Annotated in this window: 18 protein-coding genes; 12 read left to right on the forward strand and 6 right to left on the reverse strand. The window is 66.4% G+C overall.

The window, feature by feature from the left end; all coding sequences use genetic code 11:
* Positions 1 to 504, forward strand: a 504-nt coding sequence (locus VKI00_RS01815) for a TetR/AcrR family transcriptional regulator (RefSeq protein WP_324434846.1), incomplete at its 5' end; no start/stop codon positions are given.
* Positions 505 to 577: 73 nt separating this feature from the next.
* A complete protein-coding gene (locus tag VKI00_RS01820; protein ID WP_324434847.1) occupies positions 578 to 1,351 on the forward strand; it encodes an SDR family oxidoreductase in 774 nt (257 codons plus the stop codon).
* On the opposite strand, the gene VKI00_RS01825 is transcribed toward VKI00_RS01820, so the two are convergent.
* Positions 1,348 to 2,244, reverse strand: coding sequence for an alpha/beta hydrolase (locus tag VKI00_RS01825; protein WP_324434849.1), 897 nt, complete (start codon positions 2,242 to 2,244; stop codon positions 1,348 to 1,350). The genes VKI00_RS01820 and VKI00_RS01825 overlap by 4 nt on opposite strands.
* A 50-nt stretch (positions 2,245 to 2,294) precedes the next feature.
* Between VKI00_RS01825 and VKI00_RS01830 the strand changes: the two genes are divergently transcribed.
* Positions 2,295 to 3,647, forward strand: coding sequence for an FAD-binding oxidoreductase (locus VKI00_RS01830; protein WP_414687097.1), 1,353 nt, complete (start codon positions 2,295 to 2,297; stop codon positions 3,645 to 3,647).
* Here VKI00_RS01830 and VKI00_RS01835 read toward each other — a convergent pair.
* Positions 3,644 to 4,183 carry a TetR/AcrR family transcriptional regulator gene (locus VKI00_RS01835; protein WP_324434851.1) on the reverse strand — a complete coding sequence of 180 codons (540 nt, stop codon included), beginning with the start codon at positions 4,181 to 4,183 and terminating at the stop codon, positions 3,644 to 3,646. The two genes, VKI00_RS01830 and VKI00_RS01835, sit on opposite strands and share 4 nt — an antisense overlap.
* 111 nt (positions 4,184 to 4,294) lie before the next feature.
* Here VKI00_RS01835 and VKI00_RS01840 point away from each other — a divergent pair, with 111 nt between their 5' ends.
* Positions 4,295 to 4,924 (forward strand): SDR family NAD(P)-dependent oxidoreductase, encoded by a 630-nt coding sequence (locus VKI00_RS01840; protein WP_324434852.1) that lies wholly within the window; start codon positions 4,295 to 4,297, stop codon positions 4,922 to 4,924.
* Between the two features lie 12 nt (positions 4,925 to 4,936).
* Here VKI00_RS01840 and VKI00_RS01845 read toward each other — a convergent pair whose 3' ends face one another.
* From VKI00_RS01845 to VKI00_RS01855, 3 genes are read right to left on the reverse strand one after another with little or no spacing between them, the layout of a single operon-like run.
* Positions 4,937 to 5,746, reverse strand: coding sequence for a thioesterase family protein (locus tag VKI00_RS01845; RefSeq protein ID WP_324434854.1), 810 nt, complete (start codon positions 5,744 to 5,746; stop codon positions 4,937 to 4,939).
* 10 nt (positions 5,747 to 5,756) lie between these two features.
* A complete protein-coding gene (locus VKI00_RS01850) occupies positions 5,757 to 6,590 on the reverse strand; it encodes an SMP-30/gluconolactonase/LRE family protein (RefSeq protein WP_324434855.1) in 834 nt (277 codons plus the stop codon).
* The gene (locus tag VKI00_RS01855; protein ID WP_324434857.1) at positions 6,574 to 7,062 is read right to left on the reverse strand and encodes an SRPBCC family protein; all 489 of its coding nucleotides are present in this window, start codon (positions 7,060 to 7,062) and stop codon (positions 6,574 to 6,576) included. The genes VKI00_RS01850 and VKI00_RS01855 overlap by 17 nt, the downstream gene beginning before the upstream one ends.
* Positions 7,063 to 7,191: 129 nt before the next feature.
* On the opposite strand from VKI00_RS01855, the gene VKI00_RS01860 reads away from it, so the two are divergent.
* From VKI00_RS01860 to VKI00_RS01870, 3 genes are read left to right on the forward strand one after another with little or no spacing between them, the layout of a single operon-like run.
* Positions 7,192 to 8,112 (forward strand): LLM class F420-dependent oxidoreductase, encoded by a 921-nt coding sequence (locus tag VKI00_RS01860; protein WP_324434859.1) that lies wholly within the window; start codon positions 7,192 to 7,194, stop codon positions 8,110 to 8,112.
* A 59-nt stretch (positions 8,113 to 8,171) separates the two neighbouring features.
* On the forward strand, positions 8,172 to 9,053 hold the full coding sequence (locus VKI00_RS01865; protein WP_324434861.1) for an acyl-CoA thioesterase: 882 nt from the start codon (positions 8,172 to 8,174) through the stop codon (positions 9,051 to 9,053).
* A 5-nt stretch (positions 9,054 to 9,058) separates the two neighbouring features.
* The gene (locus VKI00_RS01870) at positions 9,059 to 10,252 is read left to right on the forward strand and encodes an acyl-CoA dehydrogenase family protein (protein ID WP_324434863.1); all 1,194 of its coding nucleotides are present in this window, start codon (positions 9,059 to 9,061) and stop codon (positions 10,250 to 10,252) included.
* Here the strand turns inward: VKI00_RS01870 and VKI00_RS01875 are convergent.
* Positions 10,231 to 10,932, reverse strand: a complete 702-nt coding sequence (locus VKI00_RS01875; RefSeq protein WP_324434865.1) for a DUF427 domain-containing protein — start codon at positions 10,930 to 10,932, stop codon at positions 10,231 to 10,233. The two genes, VKI00_RS01870 and VKI00_RS01875, sit on opposite strands and share 22 nt — an antisense overlap.
* A 49-nt stretch (positions 10,933 to 10,981) precedes the next feature.
* Here VKI00_RS01875 and VKI00_RS01880 point away from each other — a divergent pair, with 49 nt between their 5' ends.
* The 5 genes from VKI00_RS01880 to VKI00_RS01900 all read left to right on the forward strand — a co-directional run.
* Entirely contained in the window at positions 10,982 to 12,151 is a 1,170-nt protein-coding gene (locus VKI00_RS01880) for a CoA transferase (protein WP_324434867.1), read from the forward strand.
* Positions 12,152 to 12,241: 90 nt separating this feature from the next.
* On the forward strand, positions 12,242 to 12,811 hold the full coding sequence (locus VKI00_RS01885; protein ID WP_324434869.1) for a hypothetical protein: 570 nt from the start codon (positions 12,242 to 12,244) through the stop codon (positions 12,809 to 12,811).
* The gene (locus tag VKI00_RS01890; protein ID WP_324434871.1) at positions 12,811 to 13,515 is read left to right on the forward strand and encodes an NIPSNAP family protein; all 705 of its coding nucleotides are present in this window, start codon (positions 12,811 to 12,813) and stop codon (positions 13,513 to 13,515) included. Before VKI00_RS01885 ends, VKI00_RS01890 begins: the two co-directional genes overlap by 1 nt.
* Positions 13,512 to 14,741, forward strand: coding sequence for a cytochrome P450 (locus tag VKI00_RS01895; protein ID WP_324434873.1), 1,230 nt, complete (start codon positions 13,512 to 13,514; stop codon positions 14,739 to 14,741). The genes VKI00_RS01890 and VKI00_RS01895 overlap by 4 nt, the downstream gene beginning before the upstream one ends.
* Before the next feature lies 1 nt (position 14,742).
* Positions 14,743 to 15,314: alcohol dehydrogenase catalytic domain-containing protein (locus tag VKI00_RS01900; protein WP_324434874.1), on the forward strand; the 572-nt coding region annotated here is incomplete at its 3' end.

A 15,314-nucleotide genomic window follows, 5' to 3' on the forward strand; every position in this document is an offset into this window, starting at 1 on the left:
TCGCTGATCCTCTACGACATTTATCAGCAGGCCGCCGAACGCACGCTGGCCGCCGTGCACGACGACCCGTCGATGTCGGCACGTGAGGCGCTTTACCAATACACCGTGCGCCTGCTGAACCAGATCGCCGCCAACCCGGAAGGCGCGGCGGTGTACTTCCAGGTGCAGCCCTACATCACCGAATGGTTCACCGAAGAGCAGGTCGCCTCGGTCCGCGAGAAGGAAACCCAGGTCTACGAGCACGTGCACGGACTGATCGACCGGGGCATCGCCAGCGGCGAGTTCTATGAATGCGACTCCCACGTCCTGGCGCTCGGCTACATCGGGATGACGCTCGGCGCGTACCGATGGCTACGGCCGAGCGGACGCCGCAGCGCCAAGGAGATCGCCGCCGAGTTCAGCACCGCACTGCTGCGCGGTCTGATCCGCGACGAGGCGGTCCGGACCGAGTCACCGCTCGGGGTCAGAACCGAAATCGATACAGCCGGTCGTAATTCGCGATGACCGGGATCGCGTTGAACAGTCGGTAGAGGTCCCGCCGAACGCCGTTGCTCAGCCAGCATCCAGACTGATGGCCATGACTGACATGTTTCGGCTTGACGGAAAGGTCGCCGTGGTCACCGGCGGCGGCCGCGGCATCGGCGTGATGATGGCGCGCGGACTGCTGCAGGCCGGAGCGACGGTGTATCTGTCCAGCCGCAAAAAAGCGGAGCTCGACGCCGCCGTCGCCGAGTTGTCAGTCCACGGACCGGTGCAGGCGATCCCCGCCGATCTCGGCACCATCGACGGAGTTCAGGCACTGGCCGCCGACCTCGCCGACCGGGAGGACGCCGTCCACGCGTTGTTCAACAACGCCGGTGCGGCGTGGGGGGCGCCGTTCGGCGAGTTTCCCGAATCCGGCTTCGACAAAGTTTTCGACGTCAACGTCAAAGGCGTCTTCCTGCTGACCCGCGCCCTAGTGCCGATGCTGACGGCGGCCGCGACCGATGACGACCCGGCGCGCGTCATCAACACCGGCAGCGTCGACGGAATCGTTCCGCCGGGACGCGGCCGGAACAACTTCTCCTACAGCGCGAGCAAGGCCGCCGTGCACATGCTGACACAGCATCTGGCGGGCGAGCTCGCGCCAAGGATTCTGGTCAACGCGATCGCGCCCGGGCTCTTCCAATCCCGGATGACCAAGGAGCTGCTGGCGGCGGGGCCGGACGCAATCGGCGCCCATTTGCCGCTGGGCCGCATCGGCCAACCCGACGACATAGCCGGCATCGCCGTCTTTCTCGCCAGCCGCGCCAGCACCTACATCACCGGCGCGGTGATCCCGGTGGACGGCGGCATCAGCGTAATCCGCTAGCTCACCGTTTTCAGGTTCTTGTCGAGGAATTCGAGCTGGTCGGCGACGACGCGCTCGAATGCGTCGTCGACATAGATCTCGAAATGGCCCTCGGGATAAAGCTTGATCTGACCACGCGGCGCCATCGCCGCGTAGCGACGGGTCGGCCCCGACGGTGCGACCGAGTCGGTTTCGCAGACGCAGAACAGGATTGGGCACGCCACCTTCGCCGCGAGCCGGCCGGGACGGTAGGGCGGGATCTTGACTCCGATCCGGGCGGCGACCTCGTTGCGCAGCGTCATGCCGTCAGGCACCAGCCTCAAAAAGCCGGGATAGGCGTCGGGGGCGTGCATCAGCGCCACTTCGCCCGGCCTGCCGGCGGTCGGCACCATCACCGGCGACCCGCCGAGCCGGGCGCCGATCAGATCGCGTACCGCCAACGCGGTGATGCGTGCGCTGATCAACGGGTTCATCGCCCCCAGCGAGGCGAGGCCGTCGGTGAACGGGCACTGCGAGACGACCGCCGCGATGCCGGGCAGCCGCGCTGCCGTGGCGATGACATGTCCGCCGGCAAAAGATGTGCCCCACAGGCCAATCCGATTGGGATCGATACCGGCCAGCGTCCGAGCGTAGGCGACGGCGACCGTCCAGTCCTGCAATTGCATCCTGATATCGAGTAACTGACGCGGCGCGCCCTCGCTGTCGCCGAAGTTTCGGTAGTCGAACACCAGGCAGGCGTAGCCCGCCGCGCAGAAGCGTTCGGCGTAGGCGTCCAGCCGCATGGTGCGAACCGCCCCCAGCCCGTGGGCCATCACCAGCAGGGGTGCGTTGCCGTCGCCCGCCGGTCGATACAGCCACGCGCTGATCCGGTCGTGGCCCGAGTTGAACCAGACATCCTCACGTTGCGTGCTCACGGCCCTATCCTGCATCAATCCCGGCGGGGCCGTGTGGTAAAAGGGGCGGCATGGCCCAGAGTGTGCTGCGAGCCGTGTCGTCGGTGGTGGGACCGAGTCACGTCAGCACCGACCCCGACGTGTTGGCCGGCCGCAGCGTCGACCACACCGGACGCTATCGCGGACGGGCCAGCGCCCTGGTGCGTCCGGGCTCGGCCGACGAGGTCGCCGAGGTGCTGCGGATGTGTCGAGACGCCGGGGCGCACGTCACCATCCAGGGCGGCCGCACCTCCTTGGTGGCCGGTACCGTCCCCGAGCACGACGATGTGCTGTTGTCGACCGAGCGGCTTTGTGCCGTAAGCGATGTCGACACCACCGAACGCCGCCTCGAAGCCGGGGCGGGCGCAACCTTGGCCGCGGTGCAGCGCGCGGCGACGGCGGCCGGGCTGGTGTTCGGTGTGGACCTGGCGGCACGCGACACCGCCACCGTCGGGGGAATGGCGTCGACCAACGCCGGCGGATTACGCACCGTGCGGTACGGCAACATGGGCGAGCAGGTCATCGGACTGGACGTCGCTTTGCCCGACGGGTCGGTGGTACGACGGCACTCCCGTGTGCGGGCCGACAACACGGGTTATGACCTGCCGGCGCTGTTCGTCGGCGCCGAAGGAACGCTGGGCGTGATCACCGCAGTTGACCTGCGGCTGCACCCGGATCCGGCGCATCGGGTGACCGCCGTGTGCGGCTTCGAGGACCTCGACGCGCTTATCGACGCCGGACGGCTGTTCCGCGACTTGGACGGCATTGCCGCCCTGGAATTGATCGACGGCCGGGTCAGTGCGCTGACCGACGAGCATCTGGGTGTCGCCGCACCGGTGCGCGGTGACTGGCTGTTGTTGGTGGAACTGGCATCCGATAACGATCAGACCGAGCGCCTTGCCGAGGCGCTGGACGACGTGCGGACCTGCGGTGAGCCGGCGGTGGGCGTCGATCTTGGTGCGCAACAACGGCTTTGGCGGCTACGGGAATCGATAGCCGAGGTGCTCGACGTGTACGGACCGCCGGTGAAGTTCGACGTGTCGCTGCCGCTGCAGGCCGTCGCCGCGTTCTCTCGCGACGCGGACGCGCTGGTGCGCCGCCACGCGCGCGATGCCATTGGCGTTCTGTTCGGGCACATCGGGGAGGGCAATCTGCACTTCAACGTGCTGCGCTGCAGCGAGGAGCAGGAACACGATCTGTACGCGGCGATGATGGACCTGATCGCCGGATGCGGCGGCAATGTCAGCTCCGAACACGGGGTCGGCAGCCGCAAACGCAAATACGTCGGTATGTCCCGCGAGCCCGCTGACATCGCGGCGATGCGCACGCTCAAGACGGCCTTCGACCCGACCGGCTACCTGAATGCCGCGGTGCTGTTCGACTAGTCCGGTCCCGGCTTGATTCCCACCGCATGGCGCAGCTGGGCCAGGAATTGATCGGCGTCGTCGCTGCGGATCATGTAGTGCGAAAACGCCACCCGGATCGCCGTGGCCGCTTTCACCGCGGCATTGGGACCGGGGATCAGCCGCTGCAGACCGTCCCGCATCTGCGGGATGACGTTGGAGAACTGGCTGATGACGTGCTCGGGTTCGATGTCGACCATCCGCACGCCCGTGTAGGAATGCTGGTACTCGACGATGAACCGTAACGCGGCGTCGAGCTTGTCGGGACCTCTGAGGCCGGCCGTCGCCCGGCTCATACCGCTTTCAAAGCTCTGTCGCTCGTAGCGGGAGAACGCCGAGAGCAGTTCCTCCTTCGAGGCGAACCACCGGTAGAGGGTCGGCCTCGACACCCCGGCCTGGATAGCAACGTCGGACAGGCTGAGCTTGCGTTTGCCGTTGCGGCCGAGGACCTCGGCGGTGGCCGCAAGGATCCGCTGCTGCGTCGAGGTGTCGCCTTCGATGGTCGGCGTCTGCTCCATACCCCAACTTTACAAAAATAGCCCGAAGTGTCACGCTGTTTTCGTGTCACTGGTAGCTGACCACCAAATTCTAGCCGGGGTCCAGCGCATCGCCGCAGATCGGCGCTCGTCGTGAGCCCCTCCAGGGCCGTCGTCATCACCGAAGCCTCATCGTCCGTCGCGCTTGCGACTGCAGCGCGGTTGGCCGCCGACGGGGATCTGGTGTTGATGGGAACCCGCCGGACCGACGTCTGTGAGCGCTTCGCGGCCCAACTTCGGTCCGACGGCGCGGCGGCCTTCGCCGTTCACCTGGATCTCGCCGATCCGCTGTCCATCGATCGGTTCGTCGCATCCGCCGGCTACCTGATCGGGACCGTCGACGTGCTGGTCAGTGCGGCGGGTCTTGCCGACGGCTCGTGGGTCGGCGCGCAACACCTTGCGGCACAACTGATCCCGCCGATGATCGAACAACGGCGCGGTGACGTGGTGTTGATCAGCCCGGGTCTGGTCGGGGTGTCGACGGCGACAGCCGACCGGATGCTCGAGGTCTGGGCGGCCGGCTTGGACGCCGAATTCGTCGGCACCGGTGTGCGAGCCTCGATCATCCGATCGACCGGCGCCGCCGGTCCGCTACCGCCGGGCGACGTCGGATGCTTGATCGCCGCGGCGATCAGCTCGCCGGAGCCCGAGCGGATGCACCTGCGCGTCGTCGACGTCATCGCGCCGGTCCCCGCGGTGTCGAGATCGACGCCGGCGCGGTAAAACTCAAGACGGCTACGGCCGGCGTCGCACCAACACCGACTGCTGAATGCTGCCCACTGCTCCGGTCTCGTCGAACAGGGTGCCTACCGTCGTGCCGATGCCGTCCGGTCCGTAGTTGGTTTCGGCGCGGATGCCGACCCAGTCGCCGTCGGGAATCCGGTGCACATGCACGACGAGGTCGTTGTTCAGGAATGTCCACTTGGTGATGTCGAGCTTGGAGCCGATGCCGTTGGCGCAGTCGGCGACCGCGAACAGCCGCTCCAACGGCGTCATCTCCTCGCCGTTGACCAGGCTCGCCGTCGGCGTGATCCAGGATTCGCCCGGGCCCTCGTTGAGCGGCGCGGTCAGCCACCGCCAGTCCAGGCTGTGCACATAGTTGCGGTCGAAATTCTTTGCGAGATCGCGGCTGCGGGCCTCGCTAATCGGACGCGGCAGCGGCGCGGCGGCGTGCACCAGCTCGGCGGTGTCGAGCTGCTGCAGCCGCCATCCGCTGGCTCGGGCCGTCGGCCGGGGCTGGCCGTCGGGTCCGAGTGCCAGCATCTCGGCAGTGATCAACTCGATCTGCTTGCCGGGGCGCTCGACTCGCGAGTGGACCCACAAGTCGCCGTCTGCTGGAACAGGTCCCAACAGGTCGATGGCGACTCGGCTCAGCCGGGTGTCGTCGCGCACAGCGCAGCGTTCGAGCGCGCGGACCAGCAACGCCGACACCGGCGCGGCATGCTGAATCTTCGCCGTCCAGGTGCTTCTGACTAAGTCTGTGGCACGAAACTTTTCACCCAGCGGGTCGGCGCCATCGATTACCTCGTAATAGGAATCGGTCATCGTTCACCTTTCACGGCAGGCCGGCGCCAGGAGTATCCACGATCACCGTGTCGAGCCGGGAGAGCCGGGTGCCGATCAGCCGTTTGGGATACGCGTCGGTGCTCGACAGCATGAACAACGTCCGGCGCGCGGAGCCGCCGAGCATGCAGGCGATCGCGGTGCGGTCGCCGATGTCGATGCGGTGGGTTACTTCGCCTCCTTCGACGATGCGCTCGAATTGGTGCGCGAGCGTCATCGATGTCCACACGCCGCCGTCGGCGTCGAGACTGATGCCGTCGGGTGGGCCGTCGAGACCGTCGGCGAAGACTCGTCGGTGCGACAGCTCGCCGCCGTCGCCGATGCTGAACGCGCTCAGTCGCCGGCCGATCGACTCCGCGACGATCAGGGTTTTGTGGTCGGCGGTGATCGCCATCCCGTTGGGGAAGTCCAGATCTTGCGCTACCACGCTCACGCTGTCATCGGGATCGACGCGCACGAGCACGCCGCCGTGGAAGGCCTGCGACCCGATGTAGGCGCGGCCGAGATGGTCGACGACCATGTCGCCGAGGTCGGCCGGCGCGACATCGCTCAGGTCGGCGATCGTCGTGACGGCTTCACCGTCGTAGCGCAGCAGCTGCCGGTTTTCGGTCGACACGATCAGCAGGGAGCCGTCCGGCCGGAACCCCAGGCCCGAGGGCGCATGCCCGGGCAGCGGCAATGTGGTCAGCGAGCCATCCGGGTCGACGGTGTGCACGGTCTCGCCCAGCATGTCGGAGAACCACAGCAGTCCCTCGAACCAGCGCGGGCCTTCACCGAAGCAGAAGCCGGTGGCCAGCGGTGTCAGCCCGTCAACGGTCGCCGTCATCGAGCGCATCCAATTCTCGTGCGATCGCCGCGTGGTAGGCGTCGATCTTGGCGGGGTTGACTTGTTCGAACAACGCGTCGGGCAGCGGCGCGTGTTTATAGGCCTCGATCGTCATCGTGCGGGTAAACAGCGTGGTGTCCTGGCCCGGTTTGGTGAAGTGGTATTGCACCGTGATCCGGCCCTCCATGCCACCGTTGCCGTCAGGATCATGACCAAGCGGCCCAATGGAATTGAACATCCACAACTTCGGTCGCATCGCGATCGCCAGATGCCAGGTGAAAATTCGGTCGCCGTCCGGGCCGGACTCTTGCCAGGTGTCGCTGACCTTCAGTGGCAGTTCGTCGGGCAGGTTGGCGATGTGTGCGCTGCCCGGATATGTCTTCGTCCAGTTCGTCGGGTTCGTGACGAAGTCATAGATGACCTCGGGTGATCTAGCGAAGGCGGTTTCCGAACTGGTGGTCACAATGCCCAACTGCGTCACCTCCCTGTGGCGCTCGATCCGACCAGGCGGCCGCCCGGCTGGCTTTACAGATTATCGTATAAGTGTCACGCAGTACTTTTGCAGGGATACTTCTCGGCGCTGAGCAAAGGAAAGCGGCAGATGCATTTCACCATCACCCACCCGATGCACCGCCACCCGTACAACCCGGAATTGGTCAGCGGCGACGGCATTGCCGCGGTCGCCGCGGCCGCTGAGGCAGCCGGATTCCACGGCTTCGGTTTCACCGACCACCCGGCGCCGACGCAGCGCTGGCTCGAGGCCGGCGGGCATGATGCCCTGGACCCGTTCGTGGCGATGGCTTTCGCCGCGGCTCGGACCACCACCTTGCGGCTGATCCCGAACATTGTGGTGTTGCCATATCGAAACCCGTTCGTAGTGGCCAAGTCCGGTGCATCGCTGGATTTGCTTTCAGGTGGCCGATTCACCCTCGCGGTCGGGGTCGGCTATCTCAAGCGGGAGTTCGCCGCCCTGGGCGTTGACTATGAGCAACGGGCCGAGCTGTTCGACGAGGCCCTGGATGTCATCCGGGCGATCTGGACCTCCGACGACGTCTCGTTCGAGGGCAAGCACTTCACCGCGCACGGGATCACCGCCCACCCGCGACCGGTCAGCGATCCGTATCCGCCGATCTGGGTCGGCGGGAACACCGGTGCCGCGCGCCGGCGCGTTGCGCAGAAGGGCGACGGCTGGTGCCCGTTCCCCGCGCCCGCGGTGCTGGCCCAGACCGCTCGCACCGCGACGCTCGATTCGGTGCAAGGCCTGGCCGACGGCATCGCCGACCTGCGCCGCCGCGTCGACGACGCGGGCCGGGACTGGTCGAAGTTCGATGTGGTGTTCACCAACTTCGACGGCGGTAACCCGGCCGACGACGACTTCAGCGCGGACGCCTACCTGAGCGGGATGGAAAAGCTGGCCGAGCTGGGTGTCAGCTGGCTGCAAGTGGGGTTGCCGGGCGACAGCGTGGCGCACGCGACCGACACCATCGAGCGGTTCCGGACGCTGGTGATCGACGCGAGCTGAGATCGGGACAGCCGCCGATAAGCCTTTACAAGATTCGGTGAAAATGTCACGCTCGCTAGGTGACGACGGAATCTGAGCAGACGCATTGGTCCGTTTCCGGCCTGCTCGACTTGTTCGACGTGCGGCCCGAACAGCCGGACCACTTCACCGGCGATACCGGGATCGCCGGTGCGGACGAACGGCAGGTGGTGGAGGGCACGCAGGTGCTGGCGCAGGCGATCGTCGCGGTGGCGAAACGGTTTCACGACAAGTCGGTTCGGTCCGCGCACGCCGTGTTCTCCCGCGCCGTAATGGTCGGTCCGCCAGTCGAATTCGACATCGACGTGGTCCACGAAGGCCGCTCCACCGCGACCGCGGTGGTCGGTGTGAATCAGAACGGCAAACGCTGTATCACCGTCACCGCGTTCGCCGATGTGCCGTCGGCCGATGTGATCCGCCACCACTTGCCCCGCCCCGACGTGGTCGCGCCCGCCGACGCCAACTTCTCGCCGATGCCGATGGCGGGGCGGGAACTGCGGCTTGTCGACGTGGTCGATGTCAACAGCCCCGACGAAGTCGGTCCGCCCGAGCTGTTCGCCTGGCTGCACTACGACCCGATCCCGACCCGCGACGATTTGGCCAAGGCGCTGATCGCGTATTTCACCGGGCACCTGGGGATCTCGACCACGATGCGCGCCCACGAAGGTATCGGCACCAGCCAGTCGCACTTGACCGTGTCCACGGCGCCCCTGACGGTGACGGTGAGCTTTCACGAGCCGGTGTCCTGGTCGGGCTGGTTGCTCTACACGCACGAGAGCACCCAGGTCGGCGCGGGCATGTCGTATGTCCGCGGCGCCGTGCACACTGAGGAGGGCGAGCTGCTCGCCTCGTTCGCGCAGGAAGCGATGATTCGCCCGCTGCGCACCACCGACACCGCCATCAAGACCGAGGCGCGGCTGTAGCCGTCATGGACTTCGCGAGCGTCGAACTCTCCACGGAGGACAAGGAATTCCGCGATCGGTTGCGGGCGTTTCTGGGCGTCCTCGTCACCGACGAAGTGCGCCGACGGGACCGGGAGACCGGGGAGAACTTCGACGAGGGCGTGCACCTGGCGCTGGGTGCCGAGGGCTATCTGGCCGCCGATTGGAAAGACGAATCCGACGGCGGCTTCAGCGCGCTCCGCCGGCGCATCTGGGACTTGGAGATCGGCCGGGCGCACACCCCGTGGTTCCACTGGGGCACCACCGCCGTCGTGGCCCGGAAGGTCCAGCAGTTCGGATCCGCCGAGCTGGCCGATGAGGTGCTGCCCGGGGTGTTATCCGGCCACACCCGGCTGTGCCTGGGGTACACCGAGCCGGAGGGCGGCTCCGATGTGGCGACCTGCAAGACCCGCGCGGTTCGCGACGGCGAATGCTGGGTTATCAACGGCTCCAAGATGTTTACGTCTAATGCCCACAACGCCAAATACGTGTTCCTGCTGACCAACACCGATCCGAACGCGCCGAAGCACAAGAACCTGACCATGTTCCTGGTGCCGCTGGACACGCCGGGCGTCGAGATCCAGCCCATCCGCACCGTCGACGGCGACCGCACCAACGTCGTCTTCTATAGCGACGTGCGGGTGGACGACAAATACCGAATCGGCGAGGTCAACGGCGGCTGGGCGGTACTGCGAGGGGCGCTCGACGTCGAGCACGGCATCGTTGACGGCGAGGACAGCGCCCAAAAGGGGATGCAGAGAATCGCTGTGATGAGCGAGCAGCTGACGCTGATGGCCGAGGCGATCGACAAGATCGCCTCGTTGGTTACCCAACCGGGCCCGGACGGCCGCCGCCTGCTCGACGACAACGCGGTGGCATATCGGCTGGGCCGCGGTATCGCCCGCACCGAGGCGGCGTTGAGCACCCCGGGAATGTTCGGGCGGGTGGCCAACGCGCAAACCATGCGTGACGTCGCACCGGAGCTGATGGACCTACTGGGCACCGCGTCGGCGTTGCCGGTCGACACCGACGGAGCCGCCGATGACGGTGGCGCCGAATACATTTTCCGGCTGGCCTCGCCGACCGGTATCTACGGCGGCACGCTCGAGGTGTTCCGCAACATGATCGCCCAGCACGCGCTGGGCCTCGGGCGGCCGAACTATTCGCCGCCGCGATCCTGAGCCGCCGAGTCAGGCAACTCAGCGAGAACGTCGGCGCGGGTGGCGTCGAAACTGAAGAATCCCTTGATGGGCAGGCTTTCTGGTGGCGGGTCCGGATAGCTCCACGCCACGTCCTCGACATTGGCGTCGCCAATCACGGCCGACCAATAGGTCGCGACGCCCTTGTAATTGCAATACGTCGACGTGTCGGTTTGCCGCAGCAGCTCGGTTTGCACATGCGACGGATCGACGTATAAGCGCGGTTCCAGCGCCGTCTCGAACACGATCACGGTGTCGTCGGTGTCCACCAGCGTCGTGCCGGCGACTTTGACGCGCAGACGCCGCCTGGTGGGTCGGCAGTCGACGCGATGGTACGGGTTGGGTGGATAGTGCACCAACCTGCGTCCCTCTTCGATCCAGGTGTCCACCGCGTCCCACGGCACCTGGACGAATCCGGGCGCCTCCGCAACAGGCTCACTGGGCAGACCGTGCACATCGTCGGCGCGAAATGCGTAGCTGAGCGGCCGATTTCGCCGATGCACCAACAGCGCCCGCTCGGTGTCGATCAGCATGCGACCGTCGCGCAAAGCCTGAACGCGACGCGGATGCGGTTCGACGTAGACAACATCGGCGGGCAATTCGGGTGCAAACCACCCGGCGGGCTCATTGCTGAGCGGCCCGCGCCCGGCGACCAGACTCACAATGATCAGCGTATAGGGCAGGGCGCGGGAAGAACCTAGGATGCCCAGCATGGCCGGACCCATGGAAGGCATCAACGTCGTCGAGCTCGGGGTGTGGGTGGCCGGGCCCGCGGCGGGTGGCATCCTCGCCGACTGGGGTGCCGACGTCGTCAAGATCGAGCCGCCGAGCGGCGACCCCGCGCGGATGTTCGGCCGGATGCTGGGGCTCGACATCGATGTGAGCCCACCGTTCGAGATGGACAACCGGTCCAAGCGCAGCATCGTCCTCGACCTGACAACCGACGACGGTCGGGCTGTCGCCCTCGAATTGATCAGCGGCGCCGACGTGTTCGTGACCAACGTCCGCCCCGCGGCGCTGCAGCGTCTCGGGTTGGACTTCGCGTCCGTCGCCGCCGATCATCCCCGCCTCGTCTACGGGCTGATCACCGGCTACGGCCAGACCGGGCCGGATGCCAACCGGGCCGCCTACGACATCGCGGCGTTCTGGGCCCGCGCCGGCCTGGCTCATCTGCTGACCCGGCCCGGTGACACGCCGCCGTTTCAGCGCGGCGGTATGGGCGACCATTCGGCCGGCATGACGCTGGCGGCGGCGATCTGCGCGGCGTTGGTGGCGCGCGACCGAACCGGCAGCGGGCAGCTGGTGAGCACCTCGCTGTATCGGCAGGGTGCCTACATCGTGAGCTTCGACATGAACACCTACCTGATGACGGGTCAGCCCATCGCCGTCGGACAACGGGAGACGATGGGCAACCCGTGCATGAATAACTACGCCGCCGGGGATGGCCGGCGGTTCTGGGTCGTCGGGCTCGAGGCCGAGCGGCACTGGCCGCCGTTGTGCCGCGCTGTCGGCCGCGCCGAGTGGTTGACCGATCCGCGGTTCTCGGATGCCCGGTCACGCGCCGTCAACGGCGTCGAGCTGATCGCGGAGCTGGACCAGATCTTTGCCACCAAGCCGCTTGACGAATGGGCGGAAATCTTCGGAGGCGAACCGGATTTCTTCTGGTCACCGGTCAACACCGTCGAGGATGTGTTTGCCGACGAGCAGTTTCACGCCGCCGGCGGGATGGTCGACGTGCCGGACGGGCAGGCAATGGTCCCGATGGTTGCGACGCCGGCAGATTTCCACGGCACGCCGTGGGCGCCGCGGTCCCCTGCGCCGGCTCTCGGCGCGCACACCGACGAAATTCTGGCCGAGCTGGAGGCGCGGCGCACTCCCTGACCTAACTCGAAGCTTTACAGATTGACGTAAAAGTGTCACGCTGGGTCGGCCGGGTTATCCGACCGGTGAGACGTTTGATCTGCTGAAGGGATGAGGACCTTCGAGGTGGACTTCGAGAAACCGCGGCCAACCGCACCTTACTGCGACGGTGACGCGGTCAGGTATCGCCTCGACGTCGTCGCTTCCACTCCCGCCGACGTAGTGTGCTCCGTCGGTGGGTGGCTCTACGACCGGGTGCGGGCCGGTTGGGAGGTCAACGTGCTGTTACCGCAGCAATGCGATACCCGCCCGTTGCGGATCCTGGGAATGCAAGTAGCCGACCTCGATTCGCAGATCCCGCCCGCCAGCACCGGATGCGCGGCCCGCGGGCTGGCCGTCAGCGCAGAGATGTTCGCATCGGATATCCGAATTCGACAGGAGGTGCTCAACGCGCTCGATCGCTGGATGACGGAAGTCACGCTCTGGCAGGACGATTGGCCGCTGGCCGTCGGGCACCGGACGACCACGGTGCAGCACGTGCTCAGCGCCGCTGCACGCGCATTCAAACGCTATGCCCTCACCGCGGCCGGCATCGCGGATACCGTCGGCCCCACCGAGACACTGCGCAGCGACATGAAAGCCTGCCTACCGGTCGATTCCGAACTGATCCCGGTCGGCTGATGCGGAAGTACCACAGCCACACGCTGCTCTACCTGCACGAGACGATCGAGCTGGGCTCCGGCACCAGCGACCGGTTCACCGAGGTATTTGTCGACACCTACCAGCCGATGATGCAAGAACTCGGCGCCCGGTTGTTCTGCCTGTGGGAAACCACCCCCTACAACGGACACTGGCCGCAGGTAACGATCATCTGGGAGATCGACGCGTTCGCCGACTATGCGCGGATCGGGGCGGCGCAGGCACGCGGCGGCAGCCATCAGGCCGTCGCCGGGAAGTGGTCGGCATTCCTCGCCGACATCGGCGCCTCGGGGGAGGGGCGCATCATGTACCCCGGGCCGAGCAACAAGACGCTCGCCCAACTGCGCGACGCCAAATTCAGTGCATCGGTGGTGATTCAAGAAATCATGCAGACCAAACCGGGTCGGCAGGACGACTACATCCGCGAACTGGAGCGGCTCTACGTGCCGTGGTCGGAACGCACCGGCAAACGCTGGCTCGGCTCATTCACCACCACCTTCCGCTTTAACGAGGTCATCCACTACTGGGCGCTCGACGGTGGATGGGAATGCTTCGCCGAGCACTATCCGTCGTGGAAGGACAACCCGCCGGCCGAGATCGTCACCTGGATGAGCGTCGCCCCGGCACTTCGCGACGGCTGGGAAGATTCGATACTGCAAGCTCTACCGCCCTCCCCGCTGCAATGAAACCGGCTGCACCGCAAGATTTTTCGTACGATCCGTTCGACCCAGCGGTGATGGCCGACCCGTTCCCTTACTACCGAGTGTTGCGCGAGCACTACCCGGTCCACTACCTGGACAAGTGGGATACCTTCGCGTTGTCGCGGTTCGACGATATCTGGGACGTGCTGGCGGTCGTCGATGGAACGTTCGTCGCCTCGGAGGGCACCCTGCCGCCCGCCTCGACGCTGGCCCGCCACAACGACGGGCCGGTCGCCGACCCGCCGTTGAATCCGCTACCCTTCCACGCGGTCTTCGATGCGCCGATCTACGACGGCGTCCGCCAGGCGCACAGCAAGCAGTTCCGGCCGAAAGCCGCCGCGCAACTGGAGACCCGGATCCGCGAGCTGGTCAACGAACGGCTCGACCAGCTGCTACCCCGTGGGACGTTCGACCTCACCCAGGAGTACGGCGGAATCGTCGCGGCCTCCGTGGTATGTGAATTCCTCGGTATAACAGTAGATTTGGCGTCAGAGGTGCTGGCTTCGGTTAACGCGGGCAGCCTCGCCGAACCCGGCAGCGGCGTCGACACCGCGCAGGCGCGGCCTAATTACCTCGACTACCTGATCCCGTCGGTGAAAAGGCGGCGCGCCGACACGTCGGGCGACCCGTTGCCGGTGGTGGACGGGCTGATGGGCTACCGGCTGCCCGACGACCGCGCGCTCGACGACGTCGAGGTGGCCACCCAGATGCTCTGCGTGTTCATCGGCGGAACCGAAACCGTGCCGAAGGTGGTGGCTCACGGCTTGTGGGAGCTGCTGCGTCATCCCGACCAACTCGCCGCCGTACGGGCAGACCCGAAAGCCAACGTGCCCATCGCCCGCGAGGAGATGATCCGCTACTGCGCGCCCGCCCAGTGGTTCGCCCGAACCGCGCGCAAGCCGTTCACCATCCACGACACCACGATCGAGCCGGGCCAGCGGATTATCACCCTGCTCGCATCGGCCAACCGCGACGAGCGGGAATACCCGCAACCGGACGAATTCATCTGGAACCGTCCCATCCAACGGTCACTGGCCTTCGGCCGGGGCCAGCACTTCTGTTTGGGTTACCACGTGGCTCGTCTCGAAATAGCCATCATGATCGAAGAATGGCTGCGGCGCGTACCGGACTACCGGATCATCGAAGAGTCCGCATTCCGGCCACCGTCGAGCTTTCAATGGGGCTGGAGCAGCCTGCCGGTGGAGGTCTGACGTGTGGTCCTATCGGATCGTCGCGCCGTATCAATTCGAGAAGGCGTCGATCCCCGAGAAGACACCCGAGTGCCTGCGCGACCGCCAGGTGCTGTTGCGGTTCTTGGCCGCCGGGATCTGCGGCAGCGACATGCCGGCGTTTCGCGGTGTGCGCGGTCCACTTCCGGGTGATGACGGACGCAGCGGCCCGGAAAAGGACGGCTTCCCGATCCACGAGGTCGTCGGGGAAGTCATCGCCAGCCGCCATCCCGAGCATCGGCCCGGTGATCGTGTGGTGGGTTGGGCGTCGGCGTTCGACGGCCTGATGGAGCGCGTCGTGACCGACGGAGACCAAGTGGCGCCTTACGATCCGGCGCTCACCATTGCGCAGGCCATCGGCTTGCAACCGTTGGCCTGCGTGCTCTACGCCATCGAACAGCTGCCCGACCTCGACGGTCGCCACGTCGGCATCATCGGCCAAGGATCCATCGGGCTGCTGTTCTCGTGTGCGGTGAAAGCGGCAGGCGCGCGGCACGTCACGGGTGTCGACCCGGTCGACCGCGCCGGGATCGCCGAGAAGTTCGGCGTCGACAC

This window comes from Mycobacterium sp. (assembly GCF_035314665.1).
Taxonomy (GTDB): Bacteria; Actinomycetota; Actinomycetes; order Mycobacteriales; family Mycobacteriaceae; genus Mycobacterium.